Origin of the sequence: Kitasatospora sp. CMC57, assembly GCF_045866025.2 — a bacterium.
Classification (GTDB): domain Bacteria; phylum Actinomycetota; class Actinomycetes; order Streptomycetales; family Streptomycetaceae; genus Kitasatospora.
This window is the reverse complement of sequence record NZ_AP035881.2, coordinates 2,019,847-2,036,585: the sequence shown is the minus strand read 5'-3', so window position 1 is coordinate 2,036,585 and position 16,739 is coordinate 2,019,847. Positions and strand designations below refer to the sequence as shown.

General features: G+C 72.4%; 17 protein-coding genes. 11 read left to right on the top strand and 6 right to left on the bottom strand.

Annotation, left to right across the window (positions count from 1 at the left end):
• The first annotated feature begins 2 nt into the window (after positions 1 to 2).
• Positions 3 to 1,577: a glycosyl hydrolase 53 family protein gene (locus ACKUU6_RS09105; RefSeq protein WP_407987977.1), complete on the top strand. Its 1,575-nt coding sequence runs from the start codon at positions 3 to 5 to the stop codon at positions 1,575 to 1,577.
• Between the two features lie 71 nt (positions 1,578 to 1,648).
• Positions 1,649 to 2,917, top strand: coding sequence for an MFS transporter (locus tag ACKUU6_RS09100; RefSeq protein WP_407987976.1), 1,269 nt, complete (start codon positions 1,649 to 1,651; stop codon positions 2,915 to 2,917).
• Here ACKUU6_RS09100 and ACKUU6_RS09095 read toward each other — a convergent pair.
• The gene (locus ACKUU6_RS09095) at positions 2,848 to 3,930 is read right to left on the bottom strand and encodes a pyridoxal-phosphate-dependent aminotransferase family protein (protein WP_407987975.1); all 1,083 of its coding nucleotides are present in this window, start codon (positions 3,928 to 3,930) and stop codon (positions 2,848 to 2,850) included. The genes ACKUU6_RS09100 and ACKUU6_RS09095 overlap by 70 nt on opposite strands.
• 90 nt (positions 3,931 to 4,020) lie before the next feature.
• Between ACKUU6_RS09095 and ACKUU6_RS09090 the strand changes: the two genes are divergently transcribed.
• The 6 genes from ACKUU6_RS09090 (at position 4,021) to ACKUU6_RS09065 (ending at position 10,012) form a co-directional block, all read left to right on the top strand.
• Positions 4,021 to 5,103, top strand: a complete 1,083-nt coding sequence (locus tag ACKUU6_RS09090; protein ID WP_407987974.1) for an amidohydrolase family protein — start codon at positions 4,021 to 4,023, stop codon at positions 5,101 to 5,103.
• A gap of 48 nt (positions 5,104 to 5,151) precedes the next feature.
• Entirely contained in the window at positions 5,152 to 5,829 is a 678-nt protein-coding gene (locus ACKUU6_RS09085) for a uracil-DNA glycosylase (protein WP_407987973.1), read from the top strand.
• 383 nt (positions 5,830 to 6,212) lie between these two features.
• Positions 6,213 to 7,133, top strand: a complete 921-nt coding sequence (locus ACKUU6_RS09080) for an SCO1860 family LAETG-anchored protein (RefSeq protein ID WP_407987972.1) — start codon at positions 6,213 to 6,215, stop codon at positions 7,131 to 7,133.
• Between the two features lie 193 nt (positions 7,134 to 7,326).
• The gene (gene glnII, locus ACKUU6_RS09075) at positions 7,327 to 8,349 is read left to right on the top strand and encodes a glutamine synthetase (protein WP_407987971.1); all 1,023 of its coding nucleotides are present in this window, start codon (positions 7,327 to 7,329) and stop codon (positions 8,347 to 8,349) included.
• A gap of 98 nt (positions 8,350 to 8,447) precedes the next feature.
• Positions 8,448 to 9,593 carry a M48 family metalloprotease gene (locus ACKUU6_RS09070; RefSeq protein WP_407987970.1) on the top strand — a complete coding sequence of 382 codons (1,146 nt, stop codon included), beginning with the start codon at positions 8,448 to 8,450 and terminating at the stop codon, positions 9,591 to 9,593.
• Positions 9,594 to 9,625: 32 nt separating this feature from the next.
• The gene (locus tag ACKUU6_RS09065; protein ID WP_407987969.1) at positions 9,626 to 10,012 is read left to right on the top strand and encodes a glyoxalase superfamily protein; all 387 of its coding nucleotides are present in this window, start codon (positions 9,626 to 9,628) and stop codon (positions 10,010 to 10,012) included.
• A gap of 21 nt (positions 10,013 to 10,033) precedes the next feature.
• On the opposite strand, the gene ACKUU6_RS09060 is transcribed toward ACKUU6_RS09065, so the two are convergent.
• Both ACKUU6_RS09060 and ACKUU6_RS09055 read right to left on the bottom strand, forming a co-directional pair.
• Complete coding sequence (locus tag ACKUU6_RS09060) at positions 10,034 to 10,330, bottom strand: hypothetical protein (protein WP_407987968.1); 297 nt, start codon at positions 10,328 to 10,330, stop codon at positions 10,034 to 10,036.
• A gap of 130 nt (positions 10,331 to 10,460) precedes the next feature.
• Positions 10,461 to 11,390, bottom strand: a complete 930-nt coding sequence (locus ACKUU6_RS09055; protein WP_407987967.1) for a phosphatidylinositol-specific phospholipase C — start codon at positions 11,388 to 11,390, stop codon at positions 10,461 to 10,463.
• 150 nt (positions 11,391 to 11,540) lie between these two features.
• Here ACKUU6_RS09055 and ACKUU6_RS09050 point away from each other — a divergent pair, with 150 nt between their 5' ends.
• Positions 11,541 to 12,098: a hypothetical protein gene (locus tag ACKUU6_RS09050; protein WP_407987966.1), complete on the top strand. Its 558-nt coding sequence runs from the start codon at positions 11,541 to 11,543 to the stop codon at positions 12,096 to 12,098.
• 83 nt (positions 12,099 to 12,181) lie between these two features.
• Complete coding sequence (locus tag ACKUU6_RS09045; RefSeq protein WP_407987965.1) at positions 12,182 to 12,670, top strand: hypothetical protein; 489 nt, start codon at positions 12,182 to 12,184, stop codon at positions 12,668 to 12,670.
• A 16-nt stretch (positions 12,671 to 12,686) separates the two neighbouring features.
• On the opposite strand, the gene cobC is transcribed toward ACKUU6_RS09045, so the two are convergent.
• On the bottom strand, positions 12,687 to 14,090 hold the full coding sequence (gene cobC / locus ACKUU6_RS09040) for an Rv2231c family pyridoxal phosphate-dependent protein CobC (RefSeq protein ID WP_407987964.1): 1,404 nt from the start codon (positions 14,088 to 14,090) through the stop codon (positions 12,687 to 12,689).
• 136 nt (positions 14,091 to 14,226) lie between these two features.
• On the opposite strand from cobC, the gene ACKUU6_RS09035 reads away from it, so the two are divergent.
• Positions 14,227 to 14,778 carry a GNAT family N-acetyltransferase gene (locus tag ACKUU6_RS09035; RefSeq protein WP_407987963.1) on the top strand — a complete coding sequence of 184 codons (552 nt, stop codon included), beginning with the start codon at positions 14,227 to 14,229 and terminating at the stop codon, positions 14,776 to 14,778.
• Here the strand turns inward: ACKUU6_RS09035 and ACKUU6_RS09030 are convergent.
• A complete protein-coding gene (locus tag ACKUU6_RS09030; RefSeq protein ID WP_407987962.1) occupies positions 14,751 to 16,127 on the bottom strand; it encodes a cobyrinate a,c-diamide synthase in 1,377 nt (458 codons plus the stop codon). The genes ACKUU6_RS09035 and ACKUU6_RS09030 overlap by 28 nt on opposite strands.
• A gap of 4 nt (positions 16,128 to 16,131) precedes the next feature.
• Complete coding sequence (gene cobO / locus ACKUU6_RS09025; protein ID WP_407987961.1) at positions 16,132 to 16,737, bottom strand: cob(I)yrinic acid a,c-diamide adenosyltransferase; 606 nt, start codon at positions 16,735 to 16,737, stop codon at positions 16,132 to 16,134.
• Positions 16,738 to 16,739: the final 2 nt, after the last annotated feature.

The following is a 16,739-nucleotide window of genomic DNA, read 5'->3' as shown; positions in this document are numbered from 1 at the left end:
CGATGCACCAGGGACTCAAGCGCCTGCTGAGCAGCGGCGCCGCCACACTCCTGCTCGCCACCGCCGGTGCGGTCGCGCTCCCCACCACGAGCGCCAGCGCCGCCACCAGCCTCACCAACCCCGGCTTCGAGTCGGACGGTTCGGCCACCGCCACCCCCACCGGCTGGTCGACCTACTCCGCCGCCGGGCAGAACGCCGCCTCCTACACCGAGGCGGGCGGCCACGCCGGTTCGTACCGGCTCGCCCACTGGAACGCCGCCGCCTACAAGGTCGAGACGTACCAGTACCTCTCCGGGCTGACCAACGGGACCTACACGCTCTCCGCCTGGGTCCGCTCCAGCGGCGGGCAGAACTCCGCCTACCTCGCGCTGCGCAACTGCGGCTCCACCGAGCAGCGCACCGACCTGCCGCCCACCGCGAACGGCGGCTGGATCCGGCTGGTCACCTCGATCGCCGTCACCGGCGGCCAGTGCACCGTCAGCATCAACTCCGATGCCAACGCCGGTAACTGGCTGAACGTCGACGACCTCACTTTCACCGCGGGCTCCACCGGCCTGGCGGTCAAGGGCGGCGACCTCTCCTCGCTGAAGAAGAGCGAGGACAAGGGCGGCGTCTACAAGTACGCGTCCGGCAGCACCGGTGACGCGATGACCGTCCTGAACTCCAACGGGATGAACTACGTCCGCCTCAAGGTCTGGGTGAACCCGGCCGACGGCTACAACACCAAGACCCAGGTGCTGGCGATGGCCAAGCGGGCCAAGGCGCTCGGCATGGGCGTCCTGGTGGACTTCCACTACTCCGACCACTGGGCCCACCCCGGCCAGCAGGACAAGCCCGCCGCCTGGGCCTCGTACAGCACGGCCCAGCTGAACACCGCCGTCTACAACCACACCTACGACGTGCTGAACGCCCTCAAGGCGCAGGGCACCACAGCGGACATGGTGCAGATCGGCAACGAGATCAACGACGGGATGCTGCTGCCCACCGGATCCACCTCGAACTGGTCCGCGCTGGCCGGGCTGCTCAAGCAGGGAGCCAACGCGGCCAAGGCGGTGAGCAGTTCGACCAAGGTCGCGCTGCACCTCGCCAAGGGCGGTGACCTGGCGGGCACCCGGACCTTCTTCGACAACGCGGTGGCCAACGGCGTGCCCTTCGACCTGATCGGGCTCTCCTACTACGCCTACTGGCACGGTCCGCTGAACGACCTGCAGACCACCCTGGACGACGCGGCCGCCCGCTACGGCAAGCAGGTCTTCGTCGCCGAGACCGCCTACGCCTTCACCACCGCCAACAACGACGCGCTGGAGAACAACTTCCTCGCGGCGAACGTGCAGAGCGGCTACCCCGCCACCCAGGCCGGCCAGGCCGCCAACCTGCGCGACGTGATGAACGTGGTCGAGGCCGTCCCGAACGGCCGCGGCCTGGGCGTCTTCTACTGGGAGCCGGCCTGGACCGCCGTCGCGGGCAACGGCTGGGACCCGGCCGACGCGAGCTCCGGCAACGCCTGGGAGAACCAGGCACTGTTCGACTACTACAACAAGGTGACCAGCGCCGCGAGTTGGTTCAAGCACCGCTGACCGCCCCTCCCTCCGGCGCGCCCTCACCTTTCCCCATGGGTGAGGGCGCGCCTTCCACGGCAGGAGTACCGATGCTGATCGCCGACCTCCCCCCGAACGCCCGGCACTCCGTCCTCTGGGAGCCGCTCTGGGCCGTCCCCGGCACCATCTCGATCTACTACGCGACGCTCTACCAGAAGACCGCCGGGCTGAGCACGCTCGAGATCGGCCTGATCGCCTCGATCGGGCTCTATCTCGCCTGCTGCGCCCAGCTGTTGGCGGGCACCATCACCGACCGGCTCGGGCGGAAGCGGACCACGCTGATCTTCGACCTGCTCTCCTGGTCGGTCCCGATGGTCATCTGGGCCTTCGCCGACAGCTTCTGGCTCTTCCTGCTGGCCGCGCTCTGCAGCTCGCTCGGCCGGGTGGTCAACCTGTCGTTCTTCCTACTGGTCACCGAGGACGCCACCGAGCGGCAGCGGCCCCGGATCTTCGCCGCCATCAAGCTGGTGGTGATGGCCGCCGGACTGCTCACCCCACTGGCGGGCATCGCGATGGCCCGGTACGGCACCCTGCCCACGCTGCGCTGGGTCTACCTGCTCGGCGGGGTCAGCATGACCGCTCTGTTCCTGATCCGGAACCACCTCACCACCGAGACCGCCGCCGGGCACCAGTCCGCGGCCGCCCCGCGCGGCCCACTGCTCGGCGGGGTCGCCCGCGGCCTGCGGATGCTCGGACTGGCTTGCCGCTCCCGCCAGTTGTGGCCGGTGGTCGCGCTCTGCCTGCTCACCAACCTGGCCGTCCAGATCAACCTCTTCCAGGTCGTCCACCTGGCCGACAACCTGCACTACGGCACCACCGCGATCGCCGCCCTCCCCGCCGTGGCCGCCGTCACCGCCTTCGCCTGCTACCTGGGCCCGATGCCCCGCTGGCAGCACCGTCCACTGGCCCGCTCGATCCTGACCGGCCTGCTGCTGAGCACGGCCGGCTGGCTCGCCTTCCTCACGGTTCCGCGCGGAGGGATGGCGGTGCTGCTGCTCAGCACCGTGCTGACCGCCGCCGGGCCCTTCCTGCTGGAGTCCTACCGCGACGCCCTGGTGGTCAGCGCCATCCCCGCCCTCGACCGCGCGGAACTCTCCTCCGCCATCCAGACCGCCACCGCCCTGGCCGCCATCCCCTCCGGCTACCTGGCGGCCGTCCTCTACGACCACGAGCCGCAGCTGCTGTTCGGCGCGGTGGCCCTCTGCTACGGGCTCAGCGCGCTCGCGGTGCTGCCGCTGCTGGCGAAGGGTCAGCCGTCGACCGCCGCCGACCAGGCCGTTTCGGCCGCCTCGATGACCCCGTCCGCCCCCTCAACCTGAGCGGCCAGCGCGGTCAGGCAGGCCAGCACGGTGTCCAGGGACGCCGCGCGGCCGTAGTGGTTGACCCGCAGCATCTCACCGGCCGGCGCACCGCCGCCGGCCTGGATCGGCAGGGCCGGGTCCAGCGCCTTGGCGAGCCCGGTGGCATCCAGGCCGGGCGGCGTACGGATCGTGGTGGCGACCGGGGCGGCGGCCGAGTCGTCCGGAACGAAGAGCGAGAAAGCCCCGAGCGCCCCGACGCCCGCCCGGGTGGCGGCGGCCGCCGCGCGGTGCCGGGCGATGGTGGCATCCAGGGTCTCGGCCTCGATCCGGTCCAGGCAGGCACCCAGCGCGAGCATCTCCAACTGCGCCGGGGCGTGCGGCAGTACGGTCCGTCCGGCGTCCGTCCAGCGCTCCTTCCAGTCCAGCAGCGAGAGGTAGGAACGGCGCGGTGCGGCCGGGTTGGCGAGGATCCGCTCCCAGGCCCGGTCGCTGACCGAGACGGCGGAGACCCCGGCCGGTCCGCCCATCGCCTTCTGGCCACCGATCACACAGAGGTCGACACCCCAGGCGTCGGTGAGCAGCGGCTCGGCCGCCACCGAGGCGACCGCATCCAGCATCAGCAGCGCCCCGTGCTCCCGGACCACCTCGCCGACGGCGGCCACCGGGTTGGTGTTGCCGGTGGCCGCCTCGGCGTGCACCAGCGAGACGAAGTCGATCGCCGGTTCGGCGGCCAGCGCCTCGGCGACCTGCCCGGCCGTCACGGCGGTGCTGAACGGCACCACCAGGTCGACCACCTCGGCGCCGCAGTCCCGCAGCCAGTTGCCGAAGGTCTGCCCGTACGGTCCGGTGACGATGTTGAGCGCGGTGGAGCCGGGGTGCGCGGCGCTCCGGATCGCGGCCTCCAGGGGGAGCAGCGCCTCGCCCTGGGTGACGATCACGTCGGCCCGGGTCCGCAGCAGGCCGGCGACCTGGTCCTCGATCGCGGCGAACCGGGCGGCGCCGAGCGGCGGGAGGTCGAGGAAGGAGCTCACGGGAGGGACCTTTCGGGAGGAGGACTGCCTCGGACAGTTTGCCCCGGTCCGTCCCTCGGCAGGGCGTTCGGGCCTCGGTAGAGTGCGGGCATGAGCGATGGTGAGGTGCTGCACGTCAAGGGCCGGGTCCTGGTCGGGCCGGAGGACGTCCGGGACGAACTCTGGGTGCTGGACGGACGGGTGACGTACCAGCGTCCCTCGGGGGAGAGCCGTACGGTGCGGGGCTGGGTGCTCCCCGGGCTGGTCGACGCGCACTGCCACGTCGGCCTGGACGCGCACGGCGCGGTGGACGCCGCGACCAGCGAGAAGCAGGCGCTCACCGACCGGGACGCGGGCACCCTGCTGATCAGGGACGCCGGTTCGGCCGCCGACACCCGCTGGATCGACGACCGCGAGGACCTGCCCCGGATCATCAGGGCGGGCCGGCACATCGCCCGTACCAAGCGCTACATCCGCAATTACGCGCACGAGATCGAGCCCGGCGACCTGCCCGCGTACGTCCGGGCCGAGGCCCGGCGCGGCGACGGCTGGGTCAAGCTGGTCGGCGACTGGATCGACCGCGAGCGCGGCGACCTGGCCGCCTGCTGGCCGGGCGACGCGCTGCGGGACGCCATCGCGGCCGCCCACCAGGAGGGCGCCCGGGTCACCGCGCACTGCTTCGCCGCCGAGTCGCTGCCCGATCTGCTGGCCGCCGGGATCGACTGCGTGGAGCACGCGACCGGCCTGACCGAGGAGTTGATCCCGCAGTTCGCCGAACGCGGGGTCGCGATCGTGCCGACGCTGGTGAACATCGCGACCTTCCCGAAGCTGGCGGCGGCCGGCGAACAGCGCTTCCCGGCCTGGTCGGCGCACATGCGGCGGCTGCACGAGCGCCGCTACGACACGGTCGGTGCCGCCCACGACGCGGGTGTGCCGATCTACGTCGGCACCGACGCGGGCGGCTCGCTCGCCCACGGCCTGGTCGCCGACGAGGTGGCCGAACTGGTCAAGGCCGGCCTGCCGCCGCTCACCGCCCTGGGCGCCGCCACGTGGTCCGCCCGCAGCTGGCTCGGCCGCCCCGGCCTCACCGAGGGCGCCCCGGCCGACCTGGTGGTCTACGCCTCCGACCCTCGCGCGGACACGCGGGTGCTGGCCGACCCCCGGCACATCGTCCTCCGCGGCCGGCTCCTCTGAGGAAACGTCTGTCAGGTCGGCAGTGCGGAGCGCACTAGGCTGACCCGTATGGCTGCACGTCCGTTGAACGAGATTGTCGAGCCCGGCTGGGCCAAGGCCCTGGAGCCGGTGGCCGGACGGGTCGCCGCGATGGGTGACTTCCTGCGCGGGGAGCTGGCCGCGGGCCGCACCTACCTGCCGTCCGGGCCGAACGTGCTGCGGGCGTTCCAGCAGCCCTTCGACGAGGTCCGGGTGCTGATCGTGGGTCAGGACCCGTACCCGACGCCAGGTCACGCCGTCGGCCTCAGCTTCTCGGTGGCGCCCCAGGTGCGCCCGCTTCCCGGCAGCCTGGTCAACATCTTCCAGGAGTACGGCCGCGACCTGGGCTTCCCGCCCCCGAGCAACGGTGACCTCACCCCGTGGACCGAGCGGGGAGTCCTGCTGCTGAACCGGGCCCTGACCACCGCTCCCGGCAAGCCGGCCGCGCACCGGGGCAGGGGCTGGGAAGAGGTCACCGAGCAGGCGATCCGGGCGCTGGTGGACCGGGGTGGCCCGCTGGTCGCGATCCTCTGGGGGCGCGACGCACGCAACCTGCGCCCCCTGCTGGGTCAGGTGCCGGCCGTCGAGTCGGCCCACCCGAGCCCCATGTCGGCGAGCGGCGGCTTCTTCGGCTCCCGCCCGTTCAGCCGGGCCAACCAGATGCTGGTCGGCCAGGGCGCCCAGCCGGTCGACTGGCGGCTCCCCTAGGCCCTGTCCGGGCGATCTTGCCGGCCGTGCGACATCGGACCCGCCGCGTCGGCGGCTGATGTCACAGCCCGGCTGGACGCACGGCCGGAGCGCCCAAGTACGAACCAGTACGAGGCCGTTCCGGCCTCACGCCCAGCCGGGCGCCCGACGCCGCACGCTGATCCGACAAGATCGCCCGGACAGGGCTCAGCGGCGTGCGCCGTCAGCACTCCGCGTCAACTCGACCCGAAAGAGTGAACTGACGCTCAGTGTTACTCATGTGACGGACTGTTCGAAGAGACTGACGGCAGTCGAGAGCGCCGCCCCGTCCCCGTGCCCGTATGTGCCGGGGAGCGTCCGTGGCCGGCTCTGCCACCTCTTCCTCCCTTGGGGGTTCCTCCGTCATGCCCGTTCGCCACTCCGTCCTCCGGGCCTCCGCCGCCATCGTGGCGACCACCGCCCTGACCGCCGCGCTGGTCCTGCCGGCCGCCGCCCAGGCGGCCGAGCCCTCCCCGGGCAAGGCGGCCGCCGTCACGGCCGAGCTCGACCTGAACGTCGCCCTGATAGGGGCCACCGCCGCCGTCCCGGTCCGAATCTCGCTGAACAAGGTGGAGTCCCCGGCCAGCCTGAACGGTTCGGTGCTGACCACGAAGGTGGACGGGGTGGACCAGGGGCGGCCGGTCACCCTGATCAGGGCGGACGTCGGCCGGTCCACCACCAGGGCCGACGCCACCGGCGCCGCCGCCAAGGTCGAGCTGGTGGACGCCGACGTCCGGGCCCCTGGCCTGCTCGGTGCCGCCCTGCTCCAACTGGAGGCGCTGAGCGCCGAGGTCACCTGCCCGGTGGACGGGCCGCCCACCGCGAAGGTGAACTCGCCCGCGCGGATCACCGTGCTCGGCAAGGCCGTGACGCTGGGCGTCAACGGGCCGACCCACGTGGAGGTCCCCGGGGTCGGCGCGGTCGACGTCCAGCTCTCCCGGCGGACCACCACCTCCACCACCGCCGCAGCCTCCGCCCTGGAAGTCGCTCTGGACGTCAATCCGTTGCAGCTGAACGTGGCCAAGGTCACCGGCAGGATCACCATCGCGTCGGTGAGCTGCGAGAAGCCCGTCCCCGCCGGCACGCCGACACCCGCCCCCACCCCGGCCCGGGCCAACCGGGCCGTCCCCGCGGTGGCGAGCGAGAGCCCCGGCGGCCGGGTGCTGGCCACCACGGGGAGCAGCGGTACGGGCACCGTACTGGCCACTTCGGGCGCCCTGCTGGCGGTCGGGGCGGCGGCGCTGTGGACGACCCGGCGTCGCCGGGCACACGCCCGCAAGCACTGACCCCGACACCGACCGCAGCAGTGACCGAGGCGTGGACCGGGGCGTCCAGGATGTGGACCTGACACTTTCCGACCGTGCTTGTGCCACTGCGGACGGTTGGTTCACATGGGCGTTACATGGGAGGAACAACCGGGAAACGGCGGCTTGCGACGCTACGCGGGCACCCACCACCCAAGCAGTGAGGTTCACCGCAATGGCAATCAAGGCCGAGTACATCTGGATCGACGGCACCAAGCCGACCGCCAAGCTCCGTTCCAAGACTCGGGTGCTGGCCAACGCGGACAAGATCCCCACCTGGGGCTTCGACGGTTCCTCGACCAACCAGGCCGAGGGTCACGCCTCGGACCGTGTACTCGACCCGGTCAAGGTCGTGAAGGACCCGATCCGCGGCGGCGACAACATCCTGGTCCTCTGCGAGGTCCTCGAGACGGACGGTACCCCGCACGAGTCCAACACCCGCGCGCTGCTCCGCCCGGTCGCCGAGCAGTTCGCCGGCCAGGAGGCGATCTTCGGCATCGAGCAGGAGTACACCTTCTTCAAGGGCTCCCGCCCGCTCGGCTTCCCGGAGGGCGGTTACCCGGCCCCGCAGGGTGGCTACTACTGCGGCATCGGCGCCGAGGAGGTCTTCGGCCGCGAGATCGTCGAGCTGCACCTCGACCGCTGCCTGGACGCCGGCCTGGCGATCTGCGGCATCAACGCCGAGGTCATGCCCGGCCAGTGGGAGTTCCAGATCGGCCCGGTCGACGCGCTGACCGTTTCGGACGACCTGTGGATCGCCCGCTACCTGCTCTACCGCACCGCCGAGGAGTTCGGCATCGACGCCACCCTGGACGCCAAGCCGGTTCGCGGCGACTGGAACGGCGCGGGCGCGCACACCAACTTCTCCACCAAGGCGATGCGAGAGGGCTACGACGCCATCATCACCGCGTGCGAGTCGCTCGGCGCCTCGCAGGAGAAGGTCCTCGAGCACGTCAACCAGTACGGCGACGACATCCAGTCCCGCCTGACCGGCAAGCACGAGACCGCCCCGTGGAACGTCTACTCCTACGGCGCGTCCGACCGTGGCGCCTCGGTCCGCATCCCGTGGCAGGTCGAGGTCGAGCGCAAGGGCTACATCGAGGACCGTCGCCCGAACGCCAACGTCGACCCGTACGTGGTCACCCGCCTGATCGTCAACACCTGCTGCTCCGCCCTGGAGAAGGCCGGCCAGGTCTGATCCGCCTGAGCACCCGTCACGTCGCGCGGCCCGTCCACCCCTCCGAGGGTGGGCGGGCCGCCGCCGTTCCGGGCGCTCGTGGGCCATCCTTGGGTCCCATGGACGACTTCACCCCCGAGCAGGTGGCCCGGGGCCGGGCGCTGCGCCGGGCCCAACTGCCCTGGGCGCTCGGCGCCCGCGCTGCCGGACTGCTGCTGCCGCTGCTGCTCGGCCTCACGCCCGCCGGGGCCGGCCTGGTCGACCGGGCCGGCGGCCTGTTCGGGGGCACCAGGACGGCGCAGGTGCTGGCCGGCGTGGCGCTCCTGCTGCTTTTCGGCGAGCTGGCCCAACTCCCGTTCAGCGCAAGGCTGCGGGTGATCCGCCGGGAGTACGGGCTGATCACCCAGGGCTGGACCGGCTGGGCGGTGGACCTGCTGCGCGGGCTGGCCCTCGGCCTGGTGCTTGCGCTGCCGGTCGGGTACGGGCTGTACGCGCTCACCGACTGGTCGTCGGACCGCTGGTGGCTGCCGGCCGCGCTGCTCGTCGCCCTGCTGGTGCCGTTGCTCTCCTTCCTCTTCCCGTTGCTGGTCGAGCCGCTGTTCAACCGCTTCACCCCGTTGCCCGAGGGCGAACTGCGCACCGCGCTGCTGGACCTGGCCGCCCGGGACGCGATCCGGGTCCGCGAGGTGCTGGTCGCCGACGCCTCCCGCCGGACCACCGCGCTGAACGCCTACGTCTCCGGCCTCGGCTCGACCCGCCGGATCGTCGCGTACGACACCCTGATCGGCACCGCCGATCCGCGCGAGGTCGAACTCGTGGTCGCCCACGAACTCGGCCACGTCAAGCACCGGGACGTGCTCACCGGCACCCTGCTCGGTTCGCTCGGCGCAGCCGTCGCGGTCGTCCTGCTCGGGCTGCTCACCTCCTGGCAGCCGCTGCTCTCCGCCGCCGGTGCCTCCTCGGCCGCCGATCCGCGCTCGCTCTTCCTGTTCGCGGCCTGTGCCACCGTGCTCGGCGCGCCGGCCGGGCCGTTCCAGGGTGCCGTGAGCCGCCGGATCGAGGCCAGAGCCGACCGCCACGCCCTCGAACTCACGTCGGACCCGGAGCACTTCATCGCGATGCAGCGCCGCCTGGCGGTCACCAACGTCGCCGACGTCGACCCGCCCCGGCTGCTCCAGCTGCTCTTCGCCAGCCACCCCAGCGCCACCGCCCGGATCGCCGCCGCCCGGGCCTGGGCGGCTTCGGCGCCGCGCGTGTCGGAGTGAGCGGACGGCCGGTGTTCGGTACCTTCGCCGACATGGACTGGAAACTCGAACTGGTGGCGGTCCCGGTCGCGGACGTCGACCGGGCCAAGGCGTTCTACACCGATCAGGTCGGCTTCCAAGCCGACCACGACCACACGGTCAGCGACACGATCCGCTTCGTCCAGCTCACGCCCCCGGGCTCGGCCTGCTCGATCGCCCTGGGCACGGGGCTGGTCGACACCCCGCCGGGCTCGGCCCAGGGGCTCCAGCTGGTGGTCGCGGACATCCACGCCGCACGCGCCGAGCTCGCCGCCCGAGGCGTGGCGGTGAGCGAGGTGCAGGAGTTCCCGTGGGGGTCCTTCGTCTTCTTCGCGGACCCGGACGGCAACGGCTGGGCGGTCCAGCAGCTCCCCGCCAGGGCGGCGGCCGACCGGACCTGACGCGGCGCCACTCTCAGAGGATCAGCGCTCGTCCAGGGAGAGCGACGGGGCCTCGCCCAGGGCGTGGGCGAGTTCGGCGCCGCCCTCCACCGAAAGGGCGCTGTCGGAGCACTGCTGGACCAGCCCCGCCACCGGCAGCGGCTGGGCCGCCATCGCGGTCATCGCGAAGGCCTGCTGGGTGCCGAGCTTCCCGACCTCCGAGCAGGTGGTGTCCAGCGCCGCGCCGGTTGGTTCCGGGGCGGCCCAGGCCACGGCGGGCGCCACCCCCAGCACGGCGAGTGCGACGGCGGAGACGGAGGTGGCGGTCTTGCGAATCATCAGGTCTCTCTCCCAGGGCGTTCCGGAACCATCCGCCATCATCCCGCCCCGGATCGCCGGCGCCCCGGCGGACACGCTCCGGTTCCCCGGAACGGATGACGACGGAGCACCGACGGGCTGACGGAACCGGTCAGATGAAGTTCTTGTCGATCAGGAGCTGCAGGGCGTTGGTGTGGAAGTCGGGGAAGTCCATCGGCACCACACCGAGGTTGGCCCGCTGCTGCTTCCGGGCGTCCAGGTACTCCCAGGCCTTCTGCATGATGGTCTGGGAGGAGTACTTCGGCCACTCGCCGTTCCCGAGGCTGGCGAAGTTGATGTAGAGCTTCGCCGAGCTCTGGTTGTTGAAGGCACTGTCGAACTGCCGCTGCACGTACGAGGACCACTTGGTGCCGCTGCTGATGCCGGTGTACCTGTCCTGGAGGTCGATCACGTCGTTGGACAGGAATCCGTTGTCGCCACCCGGCCAGTGCAACACGGACCAGTCGTTGGCGAAGTCGGTCAGCAGCACGATCCGCCCGCGCGCCTCGCCGAGGGTCGGGAACCACGGGTTGGTCCAGAACAGCGGCCGGTACCCCTTGGTGTCCAGGTAGCCGTTGAAGATCCGGGCGAAGTCCGCACCCACGTCGTTGTTGGTGCCGTTCTCCTTCTTCACCCGCATCAGCAGCACCTCGCCCGGGTGCCCGGTCAGGAAGCTCCGGCACTGGTTCAGCACCTGGTCGAAGGTGGTGCCCTGGTACCAACCCCCGTGGTAGATCCCGAACGCGTCCGGCACCCCCGCCAACCCGTTGCACCGGATGTCCAGGAACCGTATGCCACACACCAGTTGCTCCGGAACACCCCAGTTCTGCGTGTGCGACCACTCGCTCCCGTTGGCCGGATCGGTGCAGCAGGAGTCGTGCGTCCCCGGGATCGTCATCCGCAGCAACGACCGCCCGTCCGGCAGCCTGCCCATCCAGGAGTCCCCGGCCACCGAAGCGGCAGCAGCGGCACCGCTGCCCAACACCCCGGTGACCAGCGTGGCGGCGGCGGTGCCGAGGAGCGTACGGCGGGTCAGCTGCATAAGTGCCTCCGGCGTGGCGTTAGTTGACGGCGTACGGCCATCACGGTCCCGTCCCGTGCCCCACTCCACAAGCCCCCCGACGAAAAACGAGGGGCACCCGCACGCCGGGAGTGTCTAGGGTGCCTCCACGAACCGTCCCGAGGAGTCCCGATGCCCCGACCGCTGCTCCTGCTCGACGTGGACGGACCGTTGAACCCGTACAACGCCAAGCCGCACCGCCGTCCCGAGGGCTACCTCACCCACCGGGTGCGGCCCGCCAGTTGGATCGCCCGGCAGGTGAAGTGGCAGCAACGGCCCGCCGCATGCGTCCGCCCGCTCCGCCTCTGGCTCAACCCGGAGCACGGCCAGGCCCTGATCGCGCTGCCGTACGACCTGGTCTGGTGCACCACCTGGACGGACGAGGCGAACACCTGGATCTCGCCCCTGCTCGGCCTGCCGCAACTGCCGTACGTCGACTGGCCGTCCATGCACCACGGTGACCCGGACGACCTGCACTGGAAGACCCGTCACCTGGTCGCCTGGGTCGCCGGCCGCCCCTTCGCCTGGGTGGACGACGAGCTCACCGAACGCGACACCTCCTGGATCGCCATTCACCACCCGGCGCCGGCCCTCACCGTCCACGTCGACCACCGCTTCGGACTGCAGCCCGCGCACTTCACCACCCTGGCCGAGTGGGCGGCCGGACTGGCCGGTGCTGAATCGGTTTGACGTGGTGCGGGCGGGGCGGTCACCATGCGTCGATCTCCGTACTGGTGTGCGGCGACGTACCGAGTAGAGAGCAGTGCCCGCGCATGGATATCACGGCGACCTTCCGGCTGACCGAGCAGGAACTCAGGAAGGCGATCAGGAACGTTCCGGCGCTGCGGCGGATGGTGATGGCGAGTGCGCTCATCGCGGTGGTCGGGCTGCTGACCTGGGCGGTGGACGGGAAGCCCAACATGTGGATGCTGGTCCTGGGGCCGGTGCTGCTGGTGCTGACCGAGGTGATGGTGGTGCGGGGCGGGGCGAGGAAGAGCGCCCAGCTGATCGCGGAGCCGTGGACGGTGCGGATCACCGAGCAGTCGTACTCGCTCAGGACGGGGGCCAGCGACGCGACGGTGGAGTGGCGGATGTACCGGCAGGTGACCGGGCGGTCGGGGTTCTGGTACCTCCAGCAGACCAACAAGGCGGTGGGGTTCGTGCCGCAGGGGGTCTTCGAGGATGGGCAGCGCGCGGAGCTGGCGGAGTTCTTCGCCCGGGTCCTGCCGCCGGTCAAGCGGCCCTGGTACCGGCCGTTCTGACGGTGGCGGGAGGCGGTCAGGCCCGGACGAGCGCCGCGAGCGCGTCGAGGAAGCGGTCCGTGGTGTCCTCGTCCCGGACCGCGATCCTGAGCCAGTCCGGGCCGAGGCCCGGGAAGGTGTCCCCCCGGCGCAGCGCGAAGCCCGCGGCCCGCAGCCGGGTACGCAGCGCGGCGGCCCCCGGCGTGTGGATCAGCACGAACGAGGCGGCCGGGGTGCCGTGCACGGTGATCCCCGGCACGGAGCCCAGCCCCCGCAGCAGATGGGCGCGTTGCCGCGCGATGGCATGCGAGGCGGCCTCCGCCTCGGCCAGTGCGGCGGGTGTGCTGCACGCCTCGGCGGCGGCCAGCGCCGGCGTCGAGACCGGCCAGAGCGGCTGGGCCGCACCGAGCCGGGCGATCAGGTCCGCAGGGGCCAGTACGTAGCCGATCCGCAGCCCGGCCAGGCCCCAGGTCTTGGTCAGACTGCGCAGCACCACCACCTGGCCGGGCAGGTCACGTACGGCGGCCAGGCTCTCCAGCTCCCCGGGGACGGTGTCGATGAAGGCCTCGTCCACCACCAGGGTCCGTCCCGGACGGGCCAGTCGGGCCAGGTCGAGGTGGAGCACGGAGGTGGGGTTGGTCGGGTTGCCGATCACCACCAGGTCGGCCTCCTCGGGAACGGCGCCCGGCCCGAGCCGGAAGCCGTCGGCGGGGGAGAGCAGGGCGCGGTGCACCCGGTGCCCGGCGTCCCGCAGCGCCGCCTCCGGCTCGGTGAACTGCGGGTGCACCACAACGGCCTGACGAGGCGTCAGCACCCGCGCCAGCAGGACGAAGGCTTCGGCCGCTCCGGCGGTGAGTAGCACCTCCTCGACCGGCCGGCCGTGCCGGGTGGCGACGGCGGCCCGGGCGGCACTCCCCTCGGGGTAGGCGGCGAGATCCGCCAGCGTGGCGGTGAGGTGGTCGCGGAGCCAGGCCGGCGGAGTGCCGGTGCGGACGTTCACGGCCAGGTCGGTCAGGCCGCCGGTCCTGACCTCGGCGTCGCCGTGGTGGCGCAGGTCGGGTCCTGGCCCCGCCACGGCCACCGTCGCACGGGCGGACTTCCGCTTGGCGGCCAGGAGTTGGCCACCGGGGGTGGAGGAGAGCAGGGCGGCGGCCTCGGCCACCCCGGCGGTGCCGGTGGCGGCGAGCACGGCGTCGGACGGGTTCGGCACCGGGACGGCCGCCAACTCCTCGGCCGCGTGGCCGACCAGCGGAACGGCGAGCGCCCGGGCGGCGGCCAGCAGGCCGGGCTCGCCCGTCCTGGCGGCGAGGGTGGCCAGCCGGGCGACCTCGCCCCGGCTCCGGCCGAGCGCGGTCAGGGCGGCGTCGATCAGGTCGAGCAGTTCGGCGGCGGGGACGCCCCTGCGGGCGCCGACACCGATCGTGAGAGAGGGCTTGCTCACTGCTGGTTCCTCTCGACGGCCGATGCTCCGGAAATCCCACCACGGTGCCGCTGAACTGGTCAATCGTGCGGCCTGTGAGGTGCGCCGCGCCGGAAAAGCGGTGGACAGCGACCACCGGCTGAACGAGCATCCGCCTGTGACCGAACGATCAGCACCCTGGACCTCCGCCCCCACCGCCGCCACCGGGCTCAGCCTGGTGCAGCTGTCCCGCGCCGCGATGGCCGCCCTGATGGTGGGCGACCTGGACGGCGCGGCAGCGGCGAGCGGCCTCGTCTTCCCCGCCGATCTGGCCGACGGCCGGATGAAGGGCGTCTGGGCCCGCCGCTACCACCAGACCGGTGACGACCCGTCGAGTGCCGAGTGGGTCACCAGGGCCGTGCTGGCCGACGGCGTGGTGATCGGCGCGGCCGGCTTCCACGGGCCGCCCGACGAGCGCGGCATGGTGGAGGTCGGCTACGGCGTGGCGGAGGGGCGGCGCCGCCAGGGGTACGCCAAGGCGATCCTGGCGGCGCTGATCCGCCGGGCCGCCGCCGAGCCGGCGGTGACGGTGCTCCGGGCCACCATCAGCCCGGACAACGCCGCTTCGCTCGCCACCGTCGCGGCCTTCGGCCTGGTCCACGTCGGCGAGCAGTGGGACGAGGAGGACGGCCTCGAGCTGATCTACGAACTCCCCGTCCCGGCCGCGTAGTCGGCGGCCGCCCGGACGAACCGGGAGGCGAGTTCGGGTGCCCCGGCCCAGTGCAGGTGCAGGTACGAGGCGTGCACCGAGCCGCTCACGAAGCCCTCGGTGCACGACCCGGCCGGGCCCCGCCAGCCCCAGGCCGGCGGGTCGCCCGCGCCCGGCTCGCAGACCGTCCGGTGGAACTCGTGCCCGCGCAGCCGCGATCCGGTCGGCGCCAGCACGCTGTCGGTGAGCGCGACCGCCTCCCGGTACCCCAGGGTGAGCCGTTCGGTCATCCGGGCGGTGGTCTCCAGTACGCCGCACATCGGCGCGCCGTCCAACTCCCGTCCCAGGTAGAGCAGTCCGGCACACTCGGCGCTGACCGGCGCCCCGGCGGCGGCCAGCGCGGCGATCGCGGCGCGCAGCCCGGCGTTCGCGCTGAGCTCCGCGACGTACATCTCGGGGAAGCCACCACCGATCACCAACCCGGCCGATCCCTCCGGGAGTTCGCTCGCGTGCAGCGGATCGAAGGGCACCACCTCGGCGCCCGCCGCCGCCAGCAGTTCGGCGTTCTCCGCGTACGAGAACGAGAACGCCGCTCCGGCCGCCAGCGCGACGCGGGGCCGTCCGGGCACCGGCTCGACCTCCCGCTCGGCGGACCATGGCTCGGCGTCCAACGGCGGCGCGCTGCGAGCCAGTTCGAGCAGCGCGTCCAGGTCGAGCGAGGCGGTGATCAGCTCGCCCATGTCCCGGACCGCGCGCAGGGCGTCCGCCGAGCGTTCGACGGCCGGGATCAGGCCCAGGTGCCGGGACGGGGTGGCGACGGCGGCCGTACGCCGGACGCAGCCGAGCACCTGCACCCCGCCGCCCTCCTCCAGTGCTTCCCGGAGCAGCTGCTCGTGCCGGTCCGAGGCGACCCGGTTCAGGATCACCCCGGCGAGCCTGACCTCGGGGTCCCAGGAGGCGAAGCCGTGCACCAGCGCGGCCACCGAACGGGACTGCGAGGAGGCGTCCACCACCAGCACCACGGGCGCCCGGAGCAGTTTGGCGACATGGGCCGTCGAGGCCAGCTCGCCCCGCCCGGCGGCGCCGTCGTACAGCCCCATCACGCCCTCCACCACGGCCACGTCGGCCCCGGCGGCGCCGTGCAGGAAGAGCGGGGCGACCCGCTCGGGCCCGCACATGAAGGCGTCCAGGTTGCGGCCCGGACGCCCGGCGGCCAGCGCGTGGTAGCCGGGGTCGATGTAGTCGGGGCCCACCTTGTGCGGGGAGACCGCCAGGCCGCGGGCGGCCAGGGCGGCCATCAGGCCGGTGGCGACGGTGGTCTTGCCCGCGCCCGAGGAGGGCGCGGCGATGACGAGACGGGGGATGTTCAACCGACTACCACTCGATACCGCGCTGGCCCTTGCGGCCGGCGTCCATGGGGTGCTTCACCTTGGTCATCTCGGTGACCAGGTCGGCGACTTCGAGCAGCTCGTCCTTGGCGTACCGGCCGGTGATCACCACGTGCTGGTTGCCGGGGCGGTTCCGCAGCACCTCGACCACCTCGGCCACGTCGACCCAGCCCCAGTGCATGGGGTAGGTGAACTCGTCCAGCACGTAGAAGCGGTAGGTCTCGGCGGCCAGATCGCGCTTGACCTGCTCCCAGCCCTCCTTGGCCGCCTCCTCGCTGGACTCGACCATGTCGGCCGAACGCTGGACCCAGGACCAGCCCTCGCCCATCTTGTGCCACGCCACCGTGCCGCCCTCGCCGGAGGCGCCGAGCACCTTGAGCGCGTTCTCCTCGCCGACCTTCCACTTGGCCGACTTGACGAACTGGAACACCCCGACCGGCCAGCCCTGGTTCCAGGCCCGCAGCGCCATCCCGAAGGCGGCGGTGGACTTGCCCTTGCCGGGCCCGGTGTGCACGGCGGTGATGGGCAGCGTACGGCGCTGACGGGTGGTCAGACCGTCGTCGGGGACAATCTCTGGCTGGCCCTTCGGCATGG